Origin of the sequence: Arthrobacter sp. Leaf234 (genome assembly GCF_001422665.1) — a bacterium.
Taxonomy (GTDB): domain Bacteria; phylum Actinomycetota; class Actinomycetes; order Actinomycetales; family Micrococcaceae; genus Arthrobacter_D.
Window position 1 is genome coordinate 32,780 of sequence record NZ_LMLU01000005.1, and the last position, 17,111, is coordinate 49,890.

A 17,111-nucleotide genomic window follows, 5' to 3' on the forward strand; every position below is an offset into this window, starting at 1 on the left:
GCGTCGTGCTCCCGCGTGGAAGGGAGGGCGTCAGCTCATGAACATCCGGGCATTGCTCAGTTCCGCCTCCACGTACTGCTGCGTCGCAACGTTCAGCGCCTCGTTGATCCCGGTGAGGGATTCCTCGACCTGCTGCTGCGTGGCCCGCCACTGCACGATCAGGTGCTGGAAGTTGGTGGCGGCCTGGCCCGTCCAGAGGCCCTCGAGTTCCCGCAGGCCCGCCTGCATGGAGTTGACCTCTGCCTGAAGCCTGGAGATGGTGCCCTGGACCTGGCTGCTCTTCGCGGCCAGGCTGTCGGTGTCTACGTTGAAGAATGCCATGCTGTGCTCCCGTGTGCTCGCGCTTCCTTGACCCCCATGACGCTAGGGCAGGACGCTCCGGGATCAGGGGCCCTCGGGCCTCTTGTGGACAACCGGTCCGACGGGCGGCTCCTGTGGAGGAGAGAAGGCGTGCCGCTCGGCGGGTGCCTCCGAGGCGCCGGCCAGGGGCCCGCTGACCGCCGTACCACCGGGGAGTTCCTGCCCGTGGTCCCCGGTGGGACCGGCTGGTGTGTGGGGCAGCCGGATGCTCAGCGTGGCGCCGCCGCCGGCCGTCTCCTCCAACCGCACCGTCCCGTCGTGCTGCGCGACCAGGGCCGCGACGATGGCGAGCCCGAGGCCCGTCCCGCCCGTCTCCCTGTACCGCGAGGAATCGGCGCGGTAGAAGCGTTCGAAGACCTTCGCGGCGTCATCCTCGGAGATGCCCGGACCGTGGTCGCGCACCTCGATGACGGAGTCGCTGTGTCCGTGCAGGACGGGCGCCACGCCGACGGCGATCTCGATCGGTGATCCCTCCGGCGTGTAGCGCAGCGCGTTGGTCATCAGATTGGCGATCACCTGGCGCAGGCGGGCCTCGTCACCTGCGGTCGGGGCCGATCGGGGGGTACCGCCGTCGAGCCCGATCACCGTGATGGAACGGTCGTGGGCCGTGGCACGGGCATCGAAGGCGGCGTCGTGGGCGAGCACCTTGAGATCCACGGGCCTGACCTCCAGGGGGCGCTGCTCGTCGATCCGCGCGAGGGTGAGGAGGTCTTCCACGAGTTGGCCCATGCGGATGGCCTCGCTCTCGATCCGGCCCATCGCCGCGGCGATGTCCTCGTCCTTCTGCAGGGCGCCGTGCCGGTACAGCTCCGAGTAGCCGCGGATCGTCACGAGGGGCGTGCGCAGTTCGTGGGACGCGTCGGAGACGAAACGCCGCATCTTCGTCTCCGACGCCGTGCGTGCGGCGAAGGCCCGCTCGATGTGGGAGAGCATGGCGTTCAGGGAACGGGAGAGGCGGCCGATCTCCGTGGCGGGCCGCTCGACGGCGACGCGCCGCGAGAGATCCCCGGCCGCGATGGCCGCCGCCGTGCGCTCGACGCGCGCCAACGGGGCGAACTGGCGGGTCACCGCGACGAACGCGATCAGGGAGGCGAGGGCCGTCGTGACGAGGCCGGAGGTGAAGATGATCTCGGTGGCCTCCTGCAGGGAGTCGTTGACCGTGTTCAGGCGCGTGGCGATCGCGACGTAGTTGTCCGCATTGCTGAAGGGGATGACGCGCACGCGCCAGTCCTGGCTCCCCTGTTCGGTGCTCGGGACGTCGAAGCCGTCCTGGTCGAGGTCGGCGATGCGCTCCCTGGTCAGGCCGGTGAGATCGGGCAGGTCGCCGCTGACGTCCGGCTGGTTCTCCGCGATGACCTGACCGTCCGCGTCGAGCAGCGCGCCGTAGTACCGCAGCACGGCGCCGTCCGACGTCTGCTCGGGCAGGTAGAGCTGGGCGGTGACGAGCCGGATGTTGTTCCCGAGTTCCTGGTCGAGGCGGTTCACCAGCCCGTCACGGAGGAGGGACACCGTGGCGAGGCCCGTGATGCCCACCGTGACGATCATGAGCAGCATGATGATCGCCACCAGCTGGGATCTGAGCGACGCCGCGCTCCACCGCTTACCCAAGGGGCAGCGCTACCGCTTGTCGGCGGTGCGGAGCAGGTAGCCCACGCCGCGCTTGGTCTGGATCAGGGCGACGGCGTCCGGGTTCCTGTCGATCTTGCGGCGCAGGTACGAGATGTAGGACTCGACGATCGAGGCGTCGCCGTTGAAGTCGTACTCCCAGACGTGGTCGAGGATCTGCGCCTTCGACAGGACACGGTTCGGGTTCATCATGAGATAGCGCAGCAGTTTGAACTCGGTGGGGGAGAGGTCGATGACTTCGCCTCCGCGCCTGACCTCGTGCGCGTCGTCGTCGAGTTCGAGATCGTCGACGCGGATCACGGCGTCGTCGTCCTCGAGGGGATGCGTCCGGCGCAGGACGGCGCGGATGCGGGCGACGACCTCGTCCAGGCTGAAGGGCTTGGTCACGTAGTCGTCACCGCCGACCGTCAGCCCGGTGACCTTGTCCTCGGTGTCGTCGCGCGCGGTCAGGAAGACCACGGGGAAGTGCCGGCCGGCGGCGCGCAGGCGCCGCGTGACGGTGAAGCCGTCCATGTCGGGCAGCATGACGTCGAGGACGGCGAGGTCCGGGTTGTGCAGTTCGGCGGCGGCGAGGGCATCGCGGCCATTACCGGCGGCGACGACCTCGAAACCCGCGAACCGCAGGGAGGTCGAGAGGAGTTCGCGGATGTTCGGTTCGTCGTCGACGACCAGCAGTTTCGCTTCGGGGCCAGTTTTCTTCACGCACACAGTATCCGCAGGTTCCCTGTGAGTTGTCTGGACCCATCCTGCAAGCAACCTGCTCACTCACTGGGCTTGGTGTCACCGATCGACGCCGCATCGAGGATGCGATAGGCATAGCCCTGCTCCGCCAGGAAACGCTGGCGCTTCGCGGCGAAATCCTGGTCGAGGGTGTCGCGGGCGACCACGGTGTAGAACCGGGCCGCGCGCCCGTCCGCCTTAGGCCGCAGGAGCCGCCCGAGCCGCTGGGCCTCCTCCTGCCGGGAGCCGAAGGACCCCGAGACCTGGATGGCGACCGACGCCTCGGGGAGGTCGATGGAGAAGTTCGCGACCTTGGACACGACGAGCACATGGATCTCCCCGGACCGGAAGGCGTCGAACAACCGCTGCCGCTCCTTGACGGTGGTCTCGCCCTTGATCACGGGCGCGTCGAGGCGTGCGCCGAGGTCGTCCAGCTGGTCGATGTACTGCCCGATCACGAGCAGCTGCTCACCCTCGTGCGCGGCGACGAGGCGCTCCACGACGTCGGACTTCGTGTCCGACGTCGCGCACAGTCTGTACTTGTCGCCGTCCTCCGCCATCGCGTAGGCGACGCGCTCGTCGCGCGGCAGGTCCACCCGGACCTCCACGCAGTCGGCGGGTGCGATGTAGCCCTGGGCCTCGATGTCCTTCCACGGCGCGTCGTAGCGCTTCGGCCCGATGAGTGAGAAGACCTCTCCCTCCCGGCCGTCCTCACGCACGAGCGTGGCGGTGAGGCCCAGCCGGCGGCGGGCCTGCAGATCCGCCGTCATCTTGAAGATCGGTGCGGGCAGGAGGTGGACCTCGTCGTACACGATCAGCCCCCAGTCGTTGGCGTCGAGGAGCTCGAGATGCGGGTACAGCCCGCCCCGCTTCGTCGTGAGCACCTGGTAGGTGGCGATCGTGACGGGTCGGACCTCCTTGACGGCGCCGGAGTACTCGCCGATCTCCTCTTCCGTCAGGGACGTCCGCTTGAGCAGCTCGTCCTTCCACTGCCGCGCGGAGACGGTGTTGGTGACCAGGATGAGGGTAGTGGTCTGGCTCGTGGCCATCGCGGCGGCGCCGACGAGGGTCTTGCCGGCACCGCACGGCAGGACGACGACGCCCGACCCGCCCGACCAGAAGTTCTCGACCGCGAGCTTCTGGTAGGGGCGGAGCGTCCAGCCGTCCTCGGCCAGGACGATCGGGTGCGGCGTGCCGTCGACGTAGCCCGCGAAGTCCTCGGCCGGCCAGCCCAGCTTGAGCAGCAACTGCTTCAGCTGGCCGCGCTGGGAGGAGTGCACGACGACGGTCTCGCCGTCGATGCGCGGACCGAGCAGCGGCTGGATCTTCTTCGCGTGCAGCACCTCCTCGAGGACGGGGTAGTCCGTGGTGCGCAGGACCAGCCCGTGCTGGGGGTCCTTCTCGAGGCGCAGGCGGCCGTAGCGCGACATCGTGTCCTCGATGTCGATGAGGAGGGCATGGGGGACCGGGAAGCGCGAGTACTTCAGCAGGGTGTCGAGCACGCGTTCGGCATCGAGTCCGGCCGCCCGGGCGTTCCACAGGCCGAGCGGGGTGAGGCGGTAGCTGTGCACGTGCTCGGGCGCGCGCTCCAGTTCCGCGAAGGCGGCGATCGCATGGCGCGCCTCGGTGGCCTGCTCGTGGTCCACCTCGAGCAGGATGGTCTTGTCACTCTGGACGATCAGCGGGCCGTCAACCATCGGATGGGCTCCCTTCGAGGATCTCCACGTCCATGACGCGGTGTACGGATACGACTTTCTCCACCTGGTTCTCGGGATCGAACACGCGCAGGCGGCCTCCCGAGACGGACAGGGGAACGAGGATCTGGCGCACGTGATTCCCCTCGCTGTCCGCCGTGCCGAGCCGGATACGGCTGCGGGACCTGATGGCGGCCCGCAGCGTCTCCAGGCCGAGCAGCGTCTCGCTGTCCGACGCCGCCGCGTGGTCCGCGGCTCCCGGCCGCGCCGAACGGAGCGTCGCCAGCTGTGCGGAGATCTCCTCCTCGGCGACCGACCAGGGGTTGAGCTGCGAACGCAGCTGCTCCGGGGGCATACGGAACTGGCCGGGCTCCCGGTCGGTATCGGTCCGCGGGGAGGTGGTGGGCGCGGAACCGGTGGGATCGGTGGCGGGGGAGAAGCCGAGATCACGCAGGAGTGCGACCAGTTCCTGCGGTGACGCGGCCGAGACCAGCACGGTCGGGGCGATCTGTACGATCCCCAGCACCGCGGCGCGGGGATCGGCGAGGACGGTGGCCGCGACGGCGTCGTCCTCGGTCCTCACGTAGCTGCCGGCACGCCCGACCTGGAGGCTCCCGTACCGGGAGGCGGTGTCCTCGACGAGATAGGTCAGCGCCTGCGGGATCTCGGTGGCCGAGTGCAGGGCGAGGAAGGCGAGGATGGAGGGTGCGTCCTCACCGGCGTCGAGTGCTCCGCGGATGGAGTCGGCGGAGAAGCGGTAGGTGGTGGCCGGCCCCTGACCCTCCGGGGTGGACATTCGCAGGAGCCCTCGCGCGACCTCGGGCTCCAGGTAGCCGGGCGCGACCGCGGTGAGGTCGGCCTGCAGGACCACGTGGGAGACAGGGGTGGGCAGGGCCTCGCGCACGGCCCGGGCGGCCTCCTCGAGCCGGCCCTCCGCGACGAGCCGACCGGCGTCCGTGAGTGCGCCGTCGCCGGTGAGGCCGAGCGACTGCGCCTCGGCGAGCATGCCGGGAAGAAGGCGGGTGAACCGGCGCTGCAGGCGGGGCTGGTGCCAGGTCGCGAGGGCGATGACGGCCTGGTCCGTGAGCACGGGCAGCCGGGGGGCGGACGGTTCCGCGCCGCCGGCCACCGACAGCTCGGTGGCCGCGGACAGCAGTCGCTGGCGCACCATCGGCGCATCGGGCCGCGACGCCTCGGCGGCGAGCGTGTTGATGCCCGTGCCGTCCGGCAGCCGGGATCCGACGAGGGCCGGGGCGCGGTCGACGGCGAGCCACCCCTCGACCAGCAGGAGCCACTGCTCGTCCCGTCCGAGCGCCTCCCAGGCGTCGAGCCGTGACGCCTTCCATCTCGAGTCGTCCGGGTCCAGTGTCAGGAGACCGACGGCGGCGGCGAGTTCCAGCAGCCATGCGGCGTCCGCTTCGCCCGCGCGCAGGGCGTCCCGCACCCGGCGCAGTTCGCGGACGCCGACCCCACCGGACCGGAGGGTGGTGACGGGGGTGGTTGCCACCGAGCCGAGGAGCGCGGTCATGAGCCGGAGCGTCTCGGCGATGGCCCCGAAGGAGGCGTTGTCCCGGAGCGCCGGCCGGGTGGTGCGCTCGACCTCGAGGGGTGGTGCGACGTCGAGAGTGGTGAAGACGGTATGGCCTCGCAGGGCGATCCCCACCCCGCGCGGCAGTTCGACGTGCAGTGCATCCAGGGGCGCGAGGAGGCAGCGATCCAGCAGCCACCGCACGGCCGGCGTGGCCCCGCCGTTCGGGGTGGTGTCGGTCGCCGTCGAACCCACCGGCGCATCCCGAAGCCTGACCAGCAGCGCGGAGGCTCCTTCCGGTGCGTCGGCGAGGACATCCTGCCAGGCCGCGGGCTGCGCTGTGATGCTGTCGATGATCCGTGCCGCGGCGGCCGACGTCAGGTCCTCGCTCGGGGAGTCGGGTGCGAGCAACGGCACGGCGCCGACGAGCGCCGGACCGAAGCGGGGGACGGTACGGGCGAGGGTGCGGAACGGGCGTCCGAGCCCTGCCGGGTACGGGCCGAGGGCGTCCGCCAGGGCGCCCACCGGGAGCAGCCCGCCCTCGGGAGCCACGGCCAGGAGGGCGCGTTCCACCAGCCCGGACAGGATGGCCTCCAGCGCGTCGCCGTCGGAGCCGGGCAGCGCGGCGGCCAGGGCGTCGCGGTCGACGGCTCCGCCGGCGTCCTCGCTGAGGACCGTGACGGTCTCGAGGACCTGTAGCTCCGGCCGGTCGACGTTGTCGAGGGCACGCTGCAGGCTGGCACGCGTGGAGGCCCGTGCCGCGAGCGCGGCGAAGTCGGGCACCGCGGGAAGGATGAGGTCGGGCCGGCGTGTGAGCAGTCGGCGCAGGTCGTCATCGCTCCGGCGCGCCAGCTGATCGGCCAGTGCTCGGATTGCGGACATCCCTCCAAGGCTACCCGGCGCCTCCGACAGAGCTGGGCGCGGGCAGCACGCCCGCTGCGTGCAGGACGCCGTGAGGGGGACCGGCGCCGGGACCGGCGCCGGAGCCGGCGTCAGGACCGGCGCCGCGCCAGGGCGGACAGCACCACGAGGGTGGCCATGAGGAGGAACGCGATGGGCAGGCAGAAGTAGGACGCCAGGACGAAGCCGGGCCATACCGTCCCGCCGAGGAAGGCGGTGAGGAGGATCGCCGCGAGCGCGATGAGGCCGATCACGGCGCAGGCGACGGCGGCCACGGAGAGGACCAGTCGTCCACGACCTGCGGGTCCGCCGGGAACCTCGCCGTCGCGCTCGGCAGGGACGCCGACCGACCGCCGCGCGGGGGCGTCCTGGGCTGGTTCATCAGGGATCATAGCCGTCCAAGACTACAAGAACCACGGCCGGGGAGCTGCCGGAGAAGCTATATCCTAGGAGACACAGACTTCCCCGGCGGCGGCAGCCCGCCCCGGCACCAGGCGGTGCACGGACCCGGGACCACCACCGCAGGCGCTGGCCGCCCGGTTCAGCTAAGAAGAGGTAGACGACGTGCCCATCGGCAAAGTCAAGTGGTTCGACGTGGACAAGGGCTTCGGTTTCGTGGCCACGGATGACGGCAAGGAAGTATTCCTGCACGCCTCGGCCCTGCCCGCCGGCGTCAGCGAGGTGAAGGTCGGCACCAAGCTCGAGTTCGGCGTCGCCGACGGCCGCCGCGGACTGCAGGCGCTCTCCGCTCGGATCCTGGAGCAGGCCCCGTCCGTCGTGAAGGCGACCCGCAAGAGCGCGGATGACATGGCGGTCATCACCGAGGACCTCATCAAGCTGCTCGACGCCGTGTCCAACGGACTCCGCAAGGGGCGCTACCCGGAGAAGGCCCACGCGACGAAGGTGGCCGCGGTTCTCCGAGCGGTGGCCGACGACCTCGACGCGTAGGCTTCGACCATGACCACGACCAACCCGGACACCGCCGGCGGCGACGCCCCGGCCGGCGACACCACGATGCCCGACGACGGCGACGCCGTCGTCCAGGTGCCCGTGGAGGCGCCGAAGAAGCCGCGTGCATCTCGTCGCATCCCGAAGTCCGACGCCGTGCTCGAGGCCGCGGTCGAGCGTGCCCGTGCGGCTGTGCTCGAGGTGGCCCCGGAGTCCCAGATCGGCCGGCACGTGTCCGCCGTGATCGAGGGCGAGCGCCTTGTCACCCACCGCTTCGAGGCGTTCATGCCGGGATACGGCGGGTGGCAGTGGTACGCGAGTGTGGCACGCGTGGCGAGGAGCAAGGACGTCACCGTGTGCGAGGTGGGCCTGCTGCCGTCCGCGGCGTCGCTCCTGGCGCCCGAGTGGCTGCCCTGGTCCGAGCGCGTGCGTCCGGAGGATTCCGCGACGGATGACGCCGGCCTGCCGGAGGGAGCAGCTCCCGACGCGGCGCCGCTGGAGGGCGTGGCCGGTACGGACGGGTCAGCGGAGGATTCCGCGGGCGGGGCCCCTGGTGCATCGGGTCCTGCGCCGTCGGCCCAGCGCGGGGACGACGACGTCGTCTCCGGGGTGGGACCCGCACCGACCGACACCGCAGCCGGAGAACCCTCGGCCACGGAGGGCGGATCCGCCGCCTCCATGGGACAGCCCGACGACGAGTGACCGCCGTGGGTCGCCGGGGCGGGGAGGAAGGAGCATGAGCACCTTCCGCTCGCTCGGCATCCACAACTACAGGCTCTGGTTCATCGGCGCGCTGATCTCCAACATCGGTACCTGGATGCAGCGGACCGCCCAGGACTGGCTGGTCTACGACATCCTCACACCCCAGAACGCCTCGGCGCTCGGGATCGTGATGGCCCTCCAGCTGGGGCCGCAGCTCGTCATCGCGCCGTGGGCCGGACTGATCGCCGATACCGTCGACCGCAGGAAGCTCCTCGCCACCACGCAGATCGCCATGGCGCTACTCGGCATCGGGCTCGGCCTCATGGTCCTCCTCGACGTCGCCGTCCTCTGGCACGTGTACGCGTTCGCGCTGGCGCTCGGCGTCGTCTCCGCCTTCGACGCCCCGGCACGGCAGGCGTTCGTCTCGGACCTGGTGCGTGACGACTACCTCCCGAACGCCGTCGCCCTCAACAGCGCATCCTTCAACGGCGCCCGCCTCATCGGCCCCGCCGTCGCCGGGCTGCTCACGGCGGGGGTCGGACCGGGCTGGGTCTTCATGATCAACGCCCTGACGTTCGGAGCGATGGTCTACGTCCTCCTGGTGATGCGCGCCTCCGAGCTCAACAGCCAGCCGCGGCAGGCGCCCGGCAAGGGCCGGATCCGCGAGGGCTTCCGTTATGTGCGGCGCCGCCCGGACCTGATGATCGTGATGCTGGCGATCTTCATCGTCGGCACCTTCGGGCTCAATTTCGCCGTGTTCATCGCGGCGATGGCGAGGACCGAATTCGGGCAGGACGCCGGTGTGTTCGGGGTCCTCTCGTCGGTGATGGCCGTCGGTTCGGTGGCCGGCGCCCTGCTCTCCGCCCGGCGGGAACGGCCGCGGCTCAGGTTCGTCTTCGGGGCCTCTGGGGCCTTCGGCCTGGCCTGCGTGCTGGCGGCCCTGGCCCCGAACCTCTGGCTCTTCGGGCTGGCACTGGTGCCGGTGGGACTGTTCGCGCTGACCCTGATGACCAGTGCCAACGCCTATGTCCAGACGACCACGGACCCCGGCATGCGGGGGCGCGTCATGGCCCTGTACTTCGCGATCTTCCTCGGTGGCACGCCGCTCGGCGCGCCCGTGGTCGGCTGGGTGTCCGACATGTTCGGGCCCCGCTGGAGCCTCGGCGTGGCCGCTGCATCCGGCCTGTTGGCCGCCGGGGTGGGCATCTTCTGGGCCTGGCGCTACCACGAGGTGCGGTTGCGGTACGACCGCTCGGCACCCCGGCGCCTGCGTCTCGACCACGAGGCGGGCGCTGCGGACTCCGGCGCGTAGGCGGAGAGTTCCCGCCGGTGTCCTGCATGCTTCGCCCGGCAGCTGCCGGAGGCGCGGCACCGGCGGTCCGGAGGAGGTGCTCCACGACGGCTGGAGAGGCGGTCCTGCCGGTCTAGAGGAGGTGCTCCACGACGTGGTCGATGCAGGCGATCAGCGCGGAGACGTCGTCGGGCTCGATCGAGACGAAGGTGGCGATGCGCAGCTGGTTCCGGCCCAGCTTCCGGTAGGGCTCGACGTCGACGACGCCGTTGGCGCGGAGGATCGCGGCGATCCGCGACGCATCGACCGCGTCGTCGAAGTCCACGGTCACGATGACGTTCGAGCGGTCTTCGGCCCGGGCGACATAGGGCTCGGCGATCGGGGAGGCCTCCGCCCAGGCGTAGAGCCGGCCGGCTGAGTCCGCGGTGCGGGCCGCAGCGAAGGGCAGGCCGCCCTGGCCGTTCAGCCAGGCCACCTGGGCGTCGAGCGTCACGAGGGTCGAGAGGGACGGCGTGTTGTACGTCTGGTTCAGCCGCGAGTTGTCGATGGCCGTCTGCAGGTTCAGGAAGTCCGGGACCCAGCGGTCGCCCGCCGCGATGCGTGCGGCGCGCTCCAGGGCGGCGGGGGAGAAGAGCCCGAGCCAGAGTCCGCCGTCCGAGGCGAAGTTCTTCTGCGGGGCGAAGTAGTAGACGTCCGCCTGCGAGACGTCGACGTCGAGCCCCCCGGCCGCGGACGTGGCGTCGACGACCACGAGTGCGCCGTCGTCCGCTCCCGCCACCCGGCGGACGGGTGCGGCCACGCCCGTGGAGGTCTCGTTCTGCGGCCACGCGTAGGTGTCCACGCCGGCCTCGGCCACGGGATCGGGACGGCTGCCCGGCGCGGACGTGATGACACTCGATTCCTGCAGGAACGGTGCCCGGGTGGTGGCCGAGGCGAACTTCGACCCGAATTCCCCGAAGGAGAGGTGCTGCGCCCTCGCGTCGACCAGGCCGAACGTCGCCACGTCCCAGAACGCCGTCGAACCGCCGACGCCGAGGACCACCTCGTAGCCGTCCGGGGCGCCGAAGAAGGAGGACAGTCCTTCGCGCACACGCCCGACCAGGTCGCGCACCGGCGCCTGGCGGTGCGAGGTGCCGAGGAGCGTTGGTCCGGCGGCGACGAGCGCATCGATCTGGCCGCTCCGCACCTTCGACGGACCGGCACCGAAGCGGCCGTCGGCGGGCAGGAGGTGGTCGGGGATGCGGGGCGCTTCGCTCATGGGGTGCTCCAGCTGATCGGCGGGGGTATCGCCCTCATTCTGCCCCAGCAGCGGGTGGCCCTCCATTTGTGAACGGATGCCCGGGGCCCCTCCGCGCCCGCCGGCGACCCCCTCGGCGGGAATCCCCGGAGCGGTCGCATGGGTTAACCTTGGGAGGCATGGGGCGGAACCGGCTGTGGCGGCCGCGGTGCCCCACCCGCGTGAGGCATTCCAGCCGCGCACCCGCACCGCACCAAGGAGCTGACCCGCATGACGGACCTCATCGACACCACCGAGATGTATCTGCGGACCATTCTCGAGCTCGAGGAGGAGAACATCGTGGCGCTCCGTGCGAGGATCGCCGAACGGCTGCGCCACTCCGGTCCGACCGTCTCCCAGACCATCGGGCGGATGGAGCGAGACGGCCTCGTGGTCGTCTCCGGTGACCGCCACCTCGAACTCACCGAACTCGGGCGGCACCGGGCCACCGGCGTGATGCGGAAGCACCGCCTGGCCGAGCGCCTGCTCAGCGACGTGATCGGCCTCGACTGGGCGTACGTCCATGACGAGGCCTGCCGCTGGGAGCATGTCATGAGCGAGCGTGTCGAGCGGCGGCTGTACGAACTGCTCGGCCAGCCCTCGGAGTCGCCGTACGGCAATCCGATCCCCGGTCTCGAGGCCATCGGCGGCATCCGGTCGGAGCTGTTCACGGACGGCGTCGTCACCCTGCTCTCGGCCATGGGTACCTACTCACCCGACAAGCGGGTAACGCTCGTCCGTCTCGCCGAGCCCATCCAGGTCGATCCCGAACTCCTCACCCAGCTGGACGAGGGCGGATTGCGCCCCGGTGCGGACCTCGCGCTGGAGTCCGTGGGCGGGTACGTCTCCGTGCGTGTCCCGGGCGTCGAGGGAGCCCTCGAGCTGCCCCCCGAGGTCGCGTCGCACGTCTTCGTGTCCGTCGCCGCCTGACGGCTCCACCACCGGTCCCTGACGGCTCCACCGCGGGTCCCTGACGGTGCTTGGCCCCGGACCGTCACGGCGCCGGCACGGCGATTTCTTCGCGCCTGGGCGCGCCTCGGATGGTCGCCGTCACCAAGAACATACCGTTCCGTGACCGGAACGTGACATAGGGTGCTTTCTGTTGTAGCCTTCATCTCGTGCCAAATTCGCTCTAGATCCGGCACCCTCCTGCAAATCGCCTAGCTCTGCCATTGCCGGAGGTCCGTCCGCACCATCGCATGGCAGAGGCGGGGGAACCAATTTCGGGTTTCTGCACAGAAATCCTTGGGGTTAAGTCGCTTGCTCACGCAGCGGCCGGGTGACTCCCATCCGAATCCGACAGCTCACCTCGCAGGCGTTGGGAGAGGCAATCCACCGTGTCCACCAGCTCTTCGCTGGGCCGCCACCGCGCGCCCAAGACGGTCAGCCCGCTGACCACCCTGTCGACAGCAGTCGCATCCAACGCCGGTTCCGTCGGCCGCCAGGCAGCCGTCATCGTCGCCGCCTCGGGCCTGGTCCTCACGGCCGGCCTGCCGGCCCACGGCGTCACCACCGCGGACCGTGAGGTCCAGTCCTCCTCAGCCCTGACCATCAGCCGCGTCGTCTCCGCCGAGGTCACGGTCCCGGCCACGGCGAAGGTCACGTTCGAGCGGGTCGCCGTCGAGGTCACCCCCGCCCCCAAGCCCGTCGAGGAAGCCCCCGTCGTCGAGGAAGCCCCCGTCGTCGCGGCCCCCGCACCCGTCGCCGCCGTCGAGGCACCAGCACCGGTCGTTCCCGCTGTGGAGGTTCCGGTCGCAGCAGCACCCGTGGCCGCCGTCGCCGCGCCGGTTGCCGCGCCCAGCGCCCCGGTCGCCGCAGCGCCTGCAGCCGCCGCACCTGCTCCTGCCGCTCCGGCGCCCGCAGCCCCCGTGGAGCAGTCCGCTCCGTCATCCGGTGTCGCCGCCGGACTCGTGGCCTCCGCCTACGGCCAGATCGGCGTCGCGCAGGACTGCACCGCCATGGTCGAGACCGCCCTGCGCTCCGTCGGCAAGTCCGTCGGAGACCTGGCCCCGGGCCAGTTCTTCCAGTTCGGTGACGTCGTCGGCACGCCCGCCGCGGGCGATCTCGTCATCACCGGCGGCCATGTCGCGATCTACGTCGGCAACGGCCAGGTCATCAGCGGTGGCCTCAACGGCATGAACACCGACATCCACAACCTGTCAGACCTTCCCGGCGCAAGCTTCGTCCGCGTCCGCTGATCACCACACACGGAGAATCCCTTATGACTTCACGCACCACGATCGCCCGCCACCGCTCAGAAGCGCAGACCACTGCCGGCTTCTCCGCCCTCGCCGCAGCAGTCACCACCAACGCCGGCGGCATCGGCCGCCAGGCCGCCGTCATCGTCGCGGCCTCCGGCCTCGTCCTCACCAGCGGTGTCGCGGCCAACGCCGCCGACCTGCAGCCGCAGCGTGAGGTAGCCACCTCCAACGTCTCGGTCTCGTCGGTTCGCGCGGCCGTCGTCGCCTCGAACTCGTCCGTCGTGTCCTTCAACATGACGCCGGTCAAGGTCAAGGCCAAGCCTGTCGTCAAGACCCCGAAGGCCCCGGTCGTCGTGGCTCCCGTCGTCGAGGAGGTCGCCGTCCCCGTCGTCGAGACCGCTCCCGTCGTCGAGGCAGCACCGGTCGCCGCGGCAGCTCCCGCCGTCGCCGCCCCGGCGGCCGTTGCGCAGGCTCCCCAGGCTGCGGCCGTCGCCGCTCCCGCCGTCGCCCCGGCTCCCGTCGCGGCACCTGCACCTGCACCTGCACCGGCGCCCGTCACCGCCCCCGCTCCGGCACCCGCGGTGTCCTCCAGTGTCGCCGCGACCATCGCCGAAGCTGCGAAGGGCCAGCTCGGCGTCATGCAGGACTGCACCCGCCTGGCGAGCAATGCCCTCGCCGCCGCCGGCATCAACTTCCACGGCTGGCCGGCCGGGTACCTGTCCCTCGGCCGCACGGTCAGTGCCGGCGAGGCCATCCCGGGTGACCTCATCTACTACGCCGACGGCGGCATGGGCATGGCCCACATCGCCGTGTACATCGGTGGCGGTCAGGCCGTCCACGGCGGATTCAACGGCAACACCACGGTGATCGCGCCCGCCGAGCTCGGCTCGGGCGGCGTGTACATCCGCGTCGGCGGCTGATCGGCCACCGAGCAGGACGGAAGGACCGGCGCATCGCGCCGATCCTTCCGTGCATCCGGCACAGGACTGCCGAGACCACCAGCTCGCGACACGTCACGTCCCGATCGGCGCCGTTTAGCCCCCGTCCTGCGCCCGGCTTACCCTTGCAGTGTCAATCCGAAGCTCTTCTCCCGTACCCCGGGATGGCACCCGGTTGCGGGGAACAGGTCAGCAAAGAGGAACGTGCCATGCGCACTCTTGTTCTGAATGCAGGGTATGAACCACTGGCGGTGGTCACCTTCCGCCGGGCGCTGGTGCTCGTGCTCACGGGGAAGGCCAGCGTGGTGGCCGAGGACGACGAGCCGATCGTGGGCCCCACGGAGATCCTCGGACGGCCCTCCGTGATCCTGCTCAACCGATACGTGAAGGTCCCGTACCGGTACGACGTCTCGGCCACGCGGCGGGGGGTCCTCCGTCGCGACAACCACCTCTGCGCCTACTGCGCGCGGCCGGCATCGACGATAGACCACGTGATGCCGCGCTCGCGCGGGGGCCAGGACACGTGGGAGAACCTCGTGGCCTGCTGCCTCACCTGCAACAACGCCAAGGGTGACAAGACCCTCTCCAGCCTGGGCTGGAGCCTGCGGATCGTCCCCCTCCCGCCCCGGGGGCCGCAGTGGCAGATCCGCGAGCTGGAGAAGCCGGCCCCGCAGTGGAACGAGTTCCTGTCCCAGCGGGCCGCATGACGCCCGCTCCCGTGCGGTTCGACGCGATCGTCCTCGCCGGCGGCAGGTCCTCCCGCCTGGGCGGCGTGGCGAAGGCCGGACTGCTCCTGGGCGGCCGGACCCTGCTCGAGCACACCTGCTCGGCGCTGGTCGACGCGGACCGCCTGGTCGTCGTCGGCCCGGACACGGAGCCCGGTACCCTGGCCGGTGCGCCGACCATCGTCCGGGAGGATCCGCCCTTCGCGGGGCCGGCCGCGGGCCTCGTGGCCGGTTTCACCTCATGGCGGGCACCGCGAGCGCCCTGGTGCGTCGTCGTCGCGTGTGACATGCCGAGGGTCGCGGACCTCCTCACGATCCTGCTGGCCGAGGCACGGGCAGAAGACGGACAAGCTTCCCTCGTCGCGCTCGACGGCGGCCGCGACCAGCCGCTCGCCGCCGTCTACCGGAGCGCGGACCTTGCGGCAGCGATCGACGGCGTGCTGGCGCACGGAACTGCGCAGGATCTCTCGATGCGCAGCCTCCTTGCTAGTGTGAGGACCAGACCGGTCCCGGTTCCGCCGGGCACGACGCACGACGTCGACACCTGGAGTGATGCACGAGCGCTGGGCGTCGATGTCCCCTGAACCGCCCGGAGGGCTGATGGACGATCGCCAGAGACTGCTGCAGGAATGGACGGAGACGCTGCTCGCCGCGTTCGAGATCGAGGGGACGCACGTCGACATCGACGCCGTCCTGGAGCTCGCCGGCAAGGCGGCCCACGGCGTGGTCCGTCCCGCGGCTCCGTTGACGACCTTCGTGGTGGGGTACGCAGCAGGCCTGGCCGTGGGGAGCGGGCAGGCCGAGGAGCAGCTGGCCATCAGCTCCGCGATGGCGGTGGCCGACTCGCTCTGCACGGATGCGGCTGCGGACGGCGGGACCGCATGAGCGAGGCCGCCGGAGCACACGACGTCGACTGGACGGAGGCACGTCGCCTGGCGCACGGTGCCGGGATGCCGCTGCCGTTCCAGACGGTCCCCCTCGCGGACGCCCTCGGGCAGACGCTGGCCGAATCCGTCCATGCGCTCCAGGCCATCCCGCACTACGCGTCCTCCGCCATGGACGGCTGGGCCGTGAACGGCGACGCCCCCTGGACGCTGGTCAGCCACGCGGTTCCCGAGGAGCACCCCCGCGGCAGGCCCGCACCGCACGCGGATTCCGGGGAGGTGTCCCTGGCGCCGGGCGAGGCGACCTTCATCCTGACGGGGGGTGTGGTGCCGCAGAACGCGCGGGGTATCCTCCGCACGGAGCACGGATCCATCCGCGGTGACGTCCTGGACCGCAACGAGGCCGCGCGTGCCGACGAGCCCTCGCAGTACGAGCACGTCCGGCCGGCGGGGGAGGAGGCCGAGGCGGGCTCCGAGGCCATCCCCGCGGGGGTGGTCCTCAACCCGGCGCAGATCGCCCTCGCCGCGGTGTGCGGGCATGACACGCTCGCGGTGCTCCGGGCGCCGCGGGTGTCCCTGCTCATGACGGGCGATGAGGTCATCGAGCACGGCCTGCCGCACGCCGGACAGGTACGCGACACCTTCGGGCCCCAGCTGCCCGGCTTCGTCGCGATGCTGGGCGGCCATGTCGACGTGGCGGGCCGCGCGAAGGACGACCTCGACGACGTCATCGCCGCCATCAGCGCCGAGGCGACCGACGAGTTCTCCCTCGCACGTGCTTCCGGGGACGTACTCATCACCACCGGTGGGACCGGGAGCTCCTCCGCGGACCACATCCGCCGTGCCCTCACCGAGCTGGGCGCCGAGCTGATCATCGACGGCATCGCGATGCGTCCAGGCCACCCGACGCTCCTCGCACGCCTGCCGGACGGCCGTTTCCTCGTGGGGCTGCCGGGCAATCCGCTCGCCGCGATGATGGCCATGCTCACCGTGGCCGGACCGTTGCTCGCAGGCCTGCGGGGCTCGCCCCTGGAAGAGCCGGTCACGGTGACCAGTGCCGACGCCTTCGGACCCCTGCGGGGCAGGAGCCGCCTCGTGCCGTACCGGCTCGAGGGCGGCCGCGCGGTGCCGAGCACACACCAGCGCTCGGGCATGCTGCGCGGACTCGCCGCGGCCGACGGCGTCCTCGTGGTGCCTGCGGAGGGTTGCTCGGCGGGCGACGCCGTCCCCGCCCTGTCCCTGCCCTGGCTGGCCTGAGGCCGGACCGGGGCCGCGGCGGTCAGGCCGGGACGAGGTCGGACCGGGGCCGCCCGCCCCG

General features: G+C 71.2%; 17 protein-coding genes and 1 riboswitch. Of the genes, 10 read left to right on the forward strand and 7 right to left on the reverse strand.

The genetic code is table 11. The features are described from left to right. Positions 1-30: 30 nt before the first annotated feature. The 6 genes from ASF21_RS08020 to ASF21_RS08045 form a co-directional block, all read right to left on the reverse strand. Entirely contained in the window at positions 31-321 is a 291-nt protein-coding gene (locus ASF21_RS08020) for a WXG100 family type VII secretion target (RefSeq protein ID WP_055769507.1), read from the reverse strand. Positions 322-384: 63 nt separating this feature from the next. Beyond that, positions 385-1,926: a sensor histidine kinase gene (locus ASF21_RS08025; protein WP_235498722.1), complete on the reverse strand. Its 1,542-nt coding sequence runs from the start codon at positions 1,924-1,926 to the stop codon at positions 385-387. Between the two features lie 51 nt (positions 1,927-1,977). Continuing rightward, positions 1,978-2,688, reverse strand: a complete 711-nt coding sequence (locus ASF21_RS08030) for a response regulator transcription factor (protein WP_055769509.1) — start codon at positions 2,686-2,688, stop codon at positions 1,978-1,980. Between the two features lie 59 nt (positions 2,689-2,747). Next, positions 2,748-4,403, reverse strand: a complete 1,656-nt coding sequence (locus ASF21_RS08035; protein ID WP_055769511.1) for a DNA repair helicase XPB — start codon at positions 4,401-4,403, stop codon at positions 2,748-2,750. Next, a complete protein-coding gene (locus ASF21_RS08040; protein WP_055769513.1) occupies positions 4,396-6,810 on the reverse strand; it encodes a helicase-associated domain-containing protein in 2,415 nt (804 codons plus the stop codon). Before ASF21_RS08040 ends, ASF21_RS08035 begins: the two co-directional genes overlap by 8 nt. Before the next feature lie 110 nt (positions 6,811-6,920). Further along, the gene (locus ASF21_RS08045; RefSeq protein WP_055769515.1) at positions 6,921-7,220 is read right to left on the reverse strand and encodes a hypothetical protein; all 300 of its coding nucleotides are present in this window, start codon (positions 7,218-7,220) and stop codon (positions 6,921-6,923) included. Positions 7,221-7,392: 172 nt separating this feature from the next. Between ASF21_RS08045 and ASF21_RS08050 the strand changes: the two genes are divergently transcribed. The 3 genes from ASF21_RS08050 to ASF21_RS08060 are packed head-to-tail and all read left to right on the forward strand — an operon-like array spanning position 7,393 to position 9,790. Next, positions 7,393-7,776 carry a cold-shock protein gene (locus ASF21_RS08050; RefSeq protein WP_055769517.1) on the forward strand — a complete coding sequence of 128 codons (384 nt, stop codon included), beginning with the start codon at positions 7,393-7,395 and terminating at the stop codon, positions 7,774-7,776. 9 nt (positions 7,777-7,785) lie between these two features. After that, entirely contained in the window at positions 7,786-8,478 is a 693-nt protein-coding gene (locus tag ASF21_RS08055; protein WP_055769519.1) for a DUF3027 domain-containing protein, read from the forward strand. Between the two features lie 34 nt (positions 8,479-8,512). Further along, positions 8,513-9,790, forward strand: coding sequence for an MFS transporter (locus tag ASF21_RS08060; protein WP_055769521.1), 1,278 nt, complete (start codon positions 8,513-8,515; stop codon positions 9,788-9,790). Positions 9,791-9,902: 112 nt separating this feature from the next. On the opposite strand, the gene serC is transcribed toward ASF21_RS08060, so the two are convergent. Further along, on the reverse strand, positions 9,903-11,027 hold the full coding sequence (serC, locus tag ASF21_RS08065; RefSeq protein WP_055770660.1) for a phosphoserine transaminase: 1,125 nt from the start codon (positions 11,025-11,027) through the stop codon (positions 9,903-9,905). Between the two features lie 249 nt (positions 11,028-11,276). Between serC and ASF21_RS08070 the strand changes: the two genes are divergently transcribed. The 7 genes from ASF21_RS08070 to ASF21_RS08100 all read left to right on the forward strand — a co-directional run bounded on the left by ASF21_RS08070 (position 11,277) and on the right by ASF21_RS08100 (position 17,050). Next, positions 11,277-11,975, forward strand: coding sequence for a metal-dependent transcriptional regulator (locus tag ASF21_RS08070; RefSeq protein WP_055769523.1), 699 nt, complete (start codon positions 11,277-11,279; stop codon positions 11,973-11,975). A gap of 217 nt (positions 11,976-12,192) precedes the next feature. Continuing rightward, positions 12,193-12,377, forward strand: a riboswitch (cyclic di-AMP (ydaO/yuaA leader). Between the two features lie 5 nt (positions 12,378-12,382). Further along, complete coding sequence (locus ASF21_RS08075; protein WP_055769525.1) at positions 12,383-13,243, forward strand: NlpC/P60 family protein; 861 nt, start codon at positions 12,383-12,385, stop codon at positions 13,241-13,243. Positions 13,244-13,266: 23 nt separating this feature from the next. Further along, a complete protein-coding gene (locus ASF21_RS08080) occupies positions 13,267-14,166 on the forward strand; it encodes an NlpC/P60 family protein (protein ID WP_055769527.1) in 900 nt (299 codons plus the stop codon). Positions 14,167-14,393: 227 nt separating this feature from the next. After that, positions 14,394-14,891, forward strand: a complete 498-nt coding sequence (locus tag ASF21_RS08085) for an HNH endonuclease (protein WP_055769529.1) — start codon at positions 14,394-14,396, stop codon at positions 14,889-14,891. After that, a complete protein-coding gene (locus tag ASF21_RS08090) occupies positions 14,888-15,493 on the forward strand; it encodes a molybdenum cofactor guanylyltransferase (protein ID WP_055769531.1) in 606 nt (201 codons plus the stop codon). The genes ASF21_RS08085 and ASF21_RS08090 overlap by 4 nt, the downstream gene beginning before the upstream one ends. Positions 15,494-15,509: 16 nt before the next feature. Next, positions 15,510-15,794 carry a DUF6457 domain-containing protein gene (locus tag ASF21_RS08095; RefSeq protein WP_055769533.1) on the forward strand — a complete coding sequence of 95 codons (285 nt, stop codon included), beginning with the start codon at positions 15,510-15,512 and terminating at the stop codon, positions 15,792-15,794. Continuing rightward, on the forward strand, positions 15,791-17,050 hold the full coding sequence (locus tag ASF21_RS08100) for a molybdopterin molybdotransferase MoeA (RefSeq protein WP_055769535.1): 1,260 nt from the start codon (positions 15,791-15,793) through the stop codon (positions 17,048-17,050). The genes ASF21_RS08095 and ASF21_RS08100 overlap by 4 nt, the downstream gene beginning before the upstream one ends. Positions 17,051-17,111 lie beyond the last annotated feature (61 nt).

Bases quoted from the DNA above. Each gene is read 5' to 3' on its own strand.
- ASF21_RS08100 (WP_055769535.1), top strand. From the start codon at position 15,791: ATGAGCGAGGCCGCCGGAGCACACGACGTCGACTGGACGGAGGCACGT.
- ASF21_RS08045 (WP_055769515.1), bottom strand. From the start codon at position 7,220: ATGATCCCTGATGAACCAGCCCAGGACGCCCCCGCGCGGCGGTCGGTC.
- ASF21_RS08060 (WP_055769521.1), top strand. From the start codon at position 8,513: ATGAGCACCTTCCGCTCGCTCGGCATCCACAACTACAGGCTCTGGTTC.
- ASF21_RS08080 (WP_055769527.1), top strand. From the start codon at position 13,267: ATGACTTCACGCACCACGATCGCCCGCCACCGCTCAGAAGCGCAGACC.
- ASF21_RS08035 (WP_055769511.1), bottom strand. From the start codon at position 4,403: ATGGTTGACGGCCCGCTGATCGTCCAGAGTGACAAGACCATCCTGCTC.
- ASF21_RS08055 (WP_055769519.1), top strand. From the start codon at position 7,786: ATGACCACGACCAACCCGGACACCGCCGGCGGCGACGCCCCGGCCGGC.
- ASF21_RS08090 (WP_055769531.1), top strand. From the start codon at position 14,888: ATGACGCCCGCTCCCGTGCGGTTCGACGCGATCGTCCTCGCCGGCGGC.
- ASF21_RS08070 (WP_055769523.1), top strand. From the start codon at position 11,277: ATGACGGACCTCATCGACACCACCGAGATGTATCTGCGGACCATTCTC.
- ASF21_RS08085 (WP_055769529.1), top strand. From the start codon at position 14,394: ATGCGCACTCTTGTTCTGAATGCAGGGTATGAACCACTGGCGGTGGTC.
- ASF21_RS08095 (WP_055769533.1), top strand. From the start codon at position 15,510: ATGGACGATCGCCAGAGACTGCTGCAGGAATGGACGGAGACGCTGCTC.
- serC (WP_055770660.1), bottom strand. From the start codon at position 11,027: ATGAGCGAAGCGCCCCGCATCCCCGACCACCTCCTGCCCGCCGACGGC.
- ASF21_RS08020 (WP_055769507.1), bottom strand. From the start codon at position 321: ATGGCATTCTTCAACGTAGACACCGACAGCCTGGCCGCGAAGAGCAGC.
- ASF21_RS08040 (WP_055769513.1), bottom strand. From the start codon at position 6,810: ATGTCCGCAATCCGAGCACTGGCCGATCAGCTGGCGCGCCGGAGCGAT.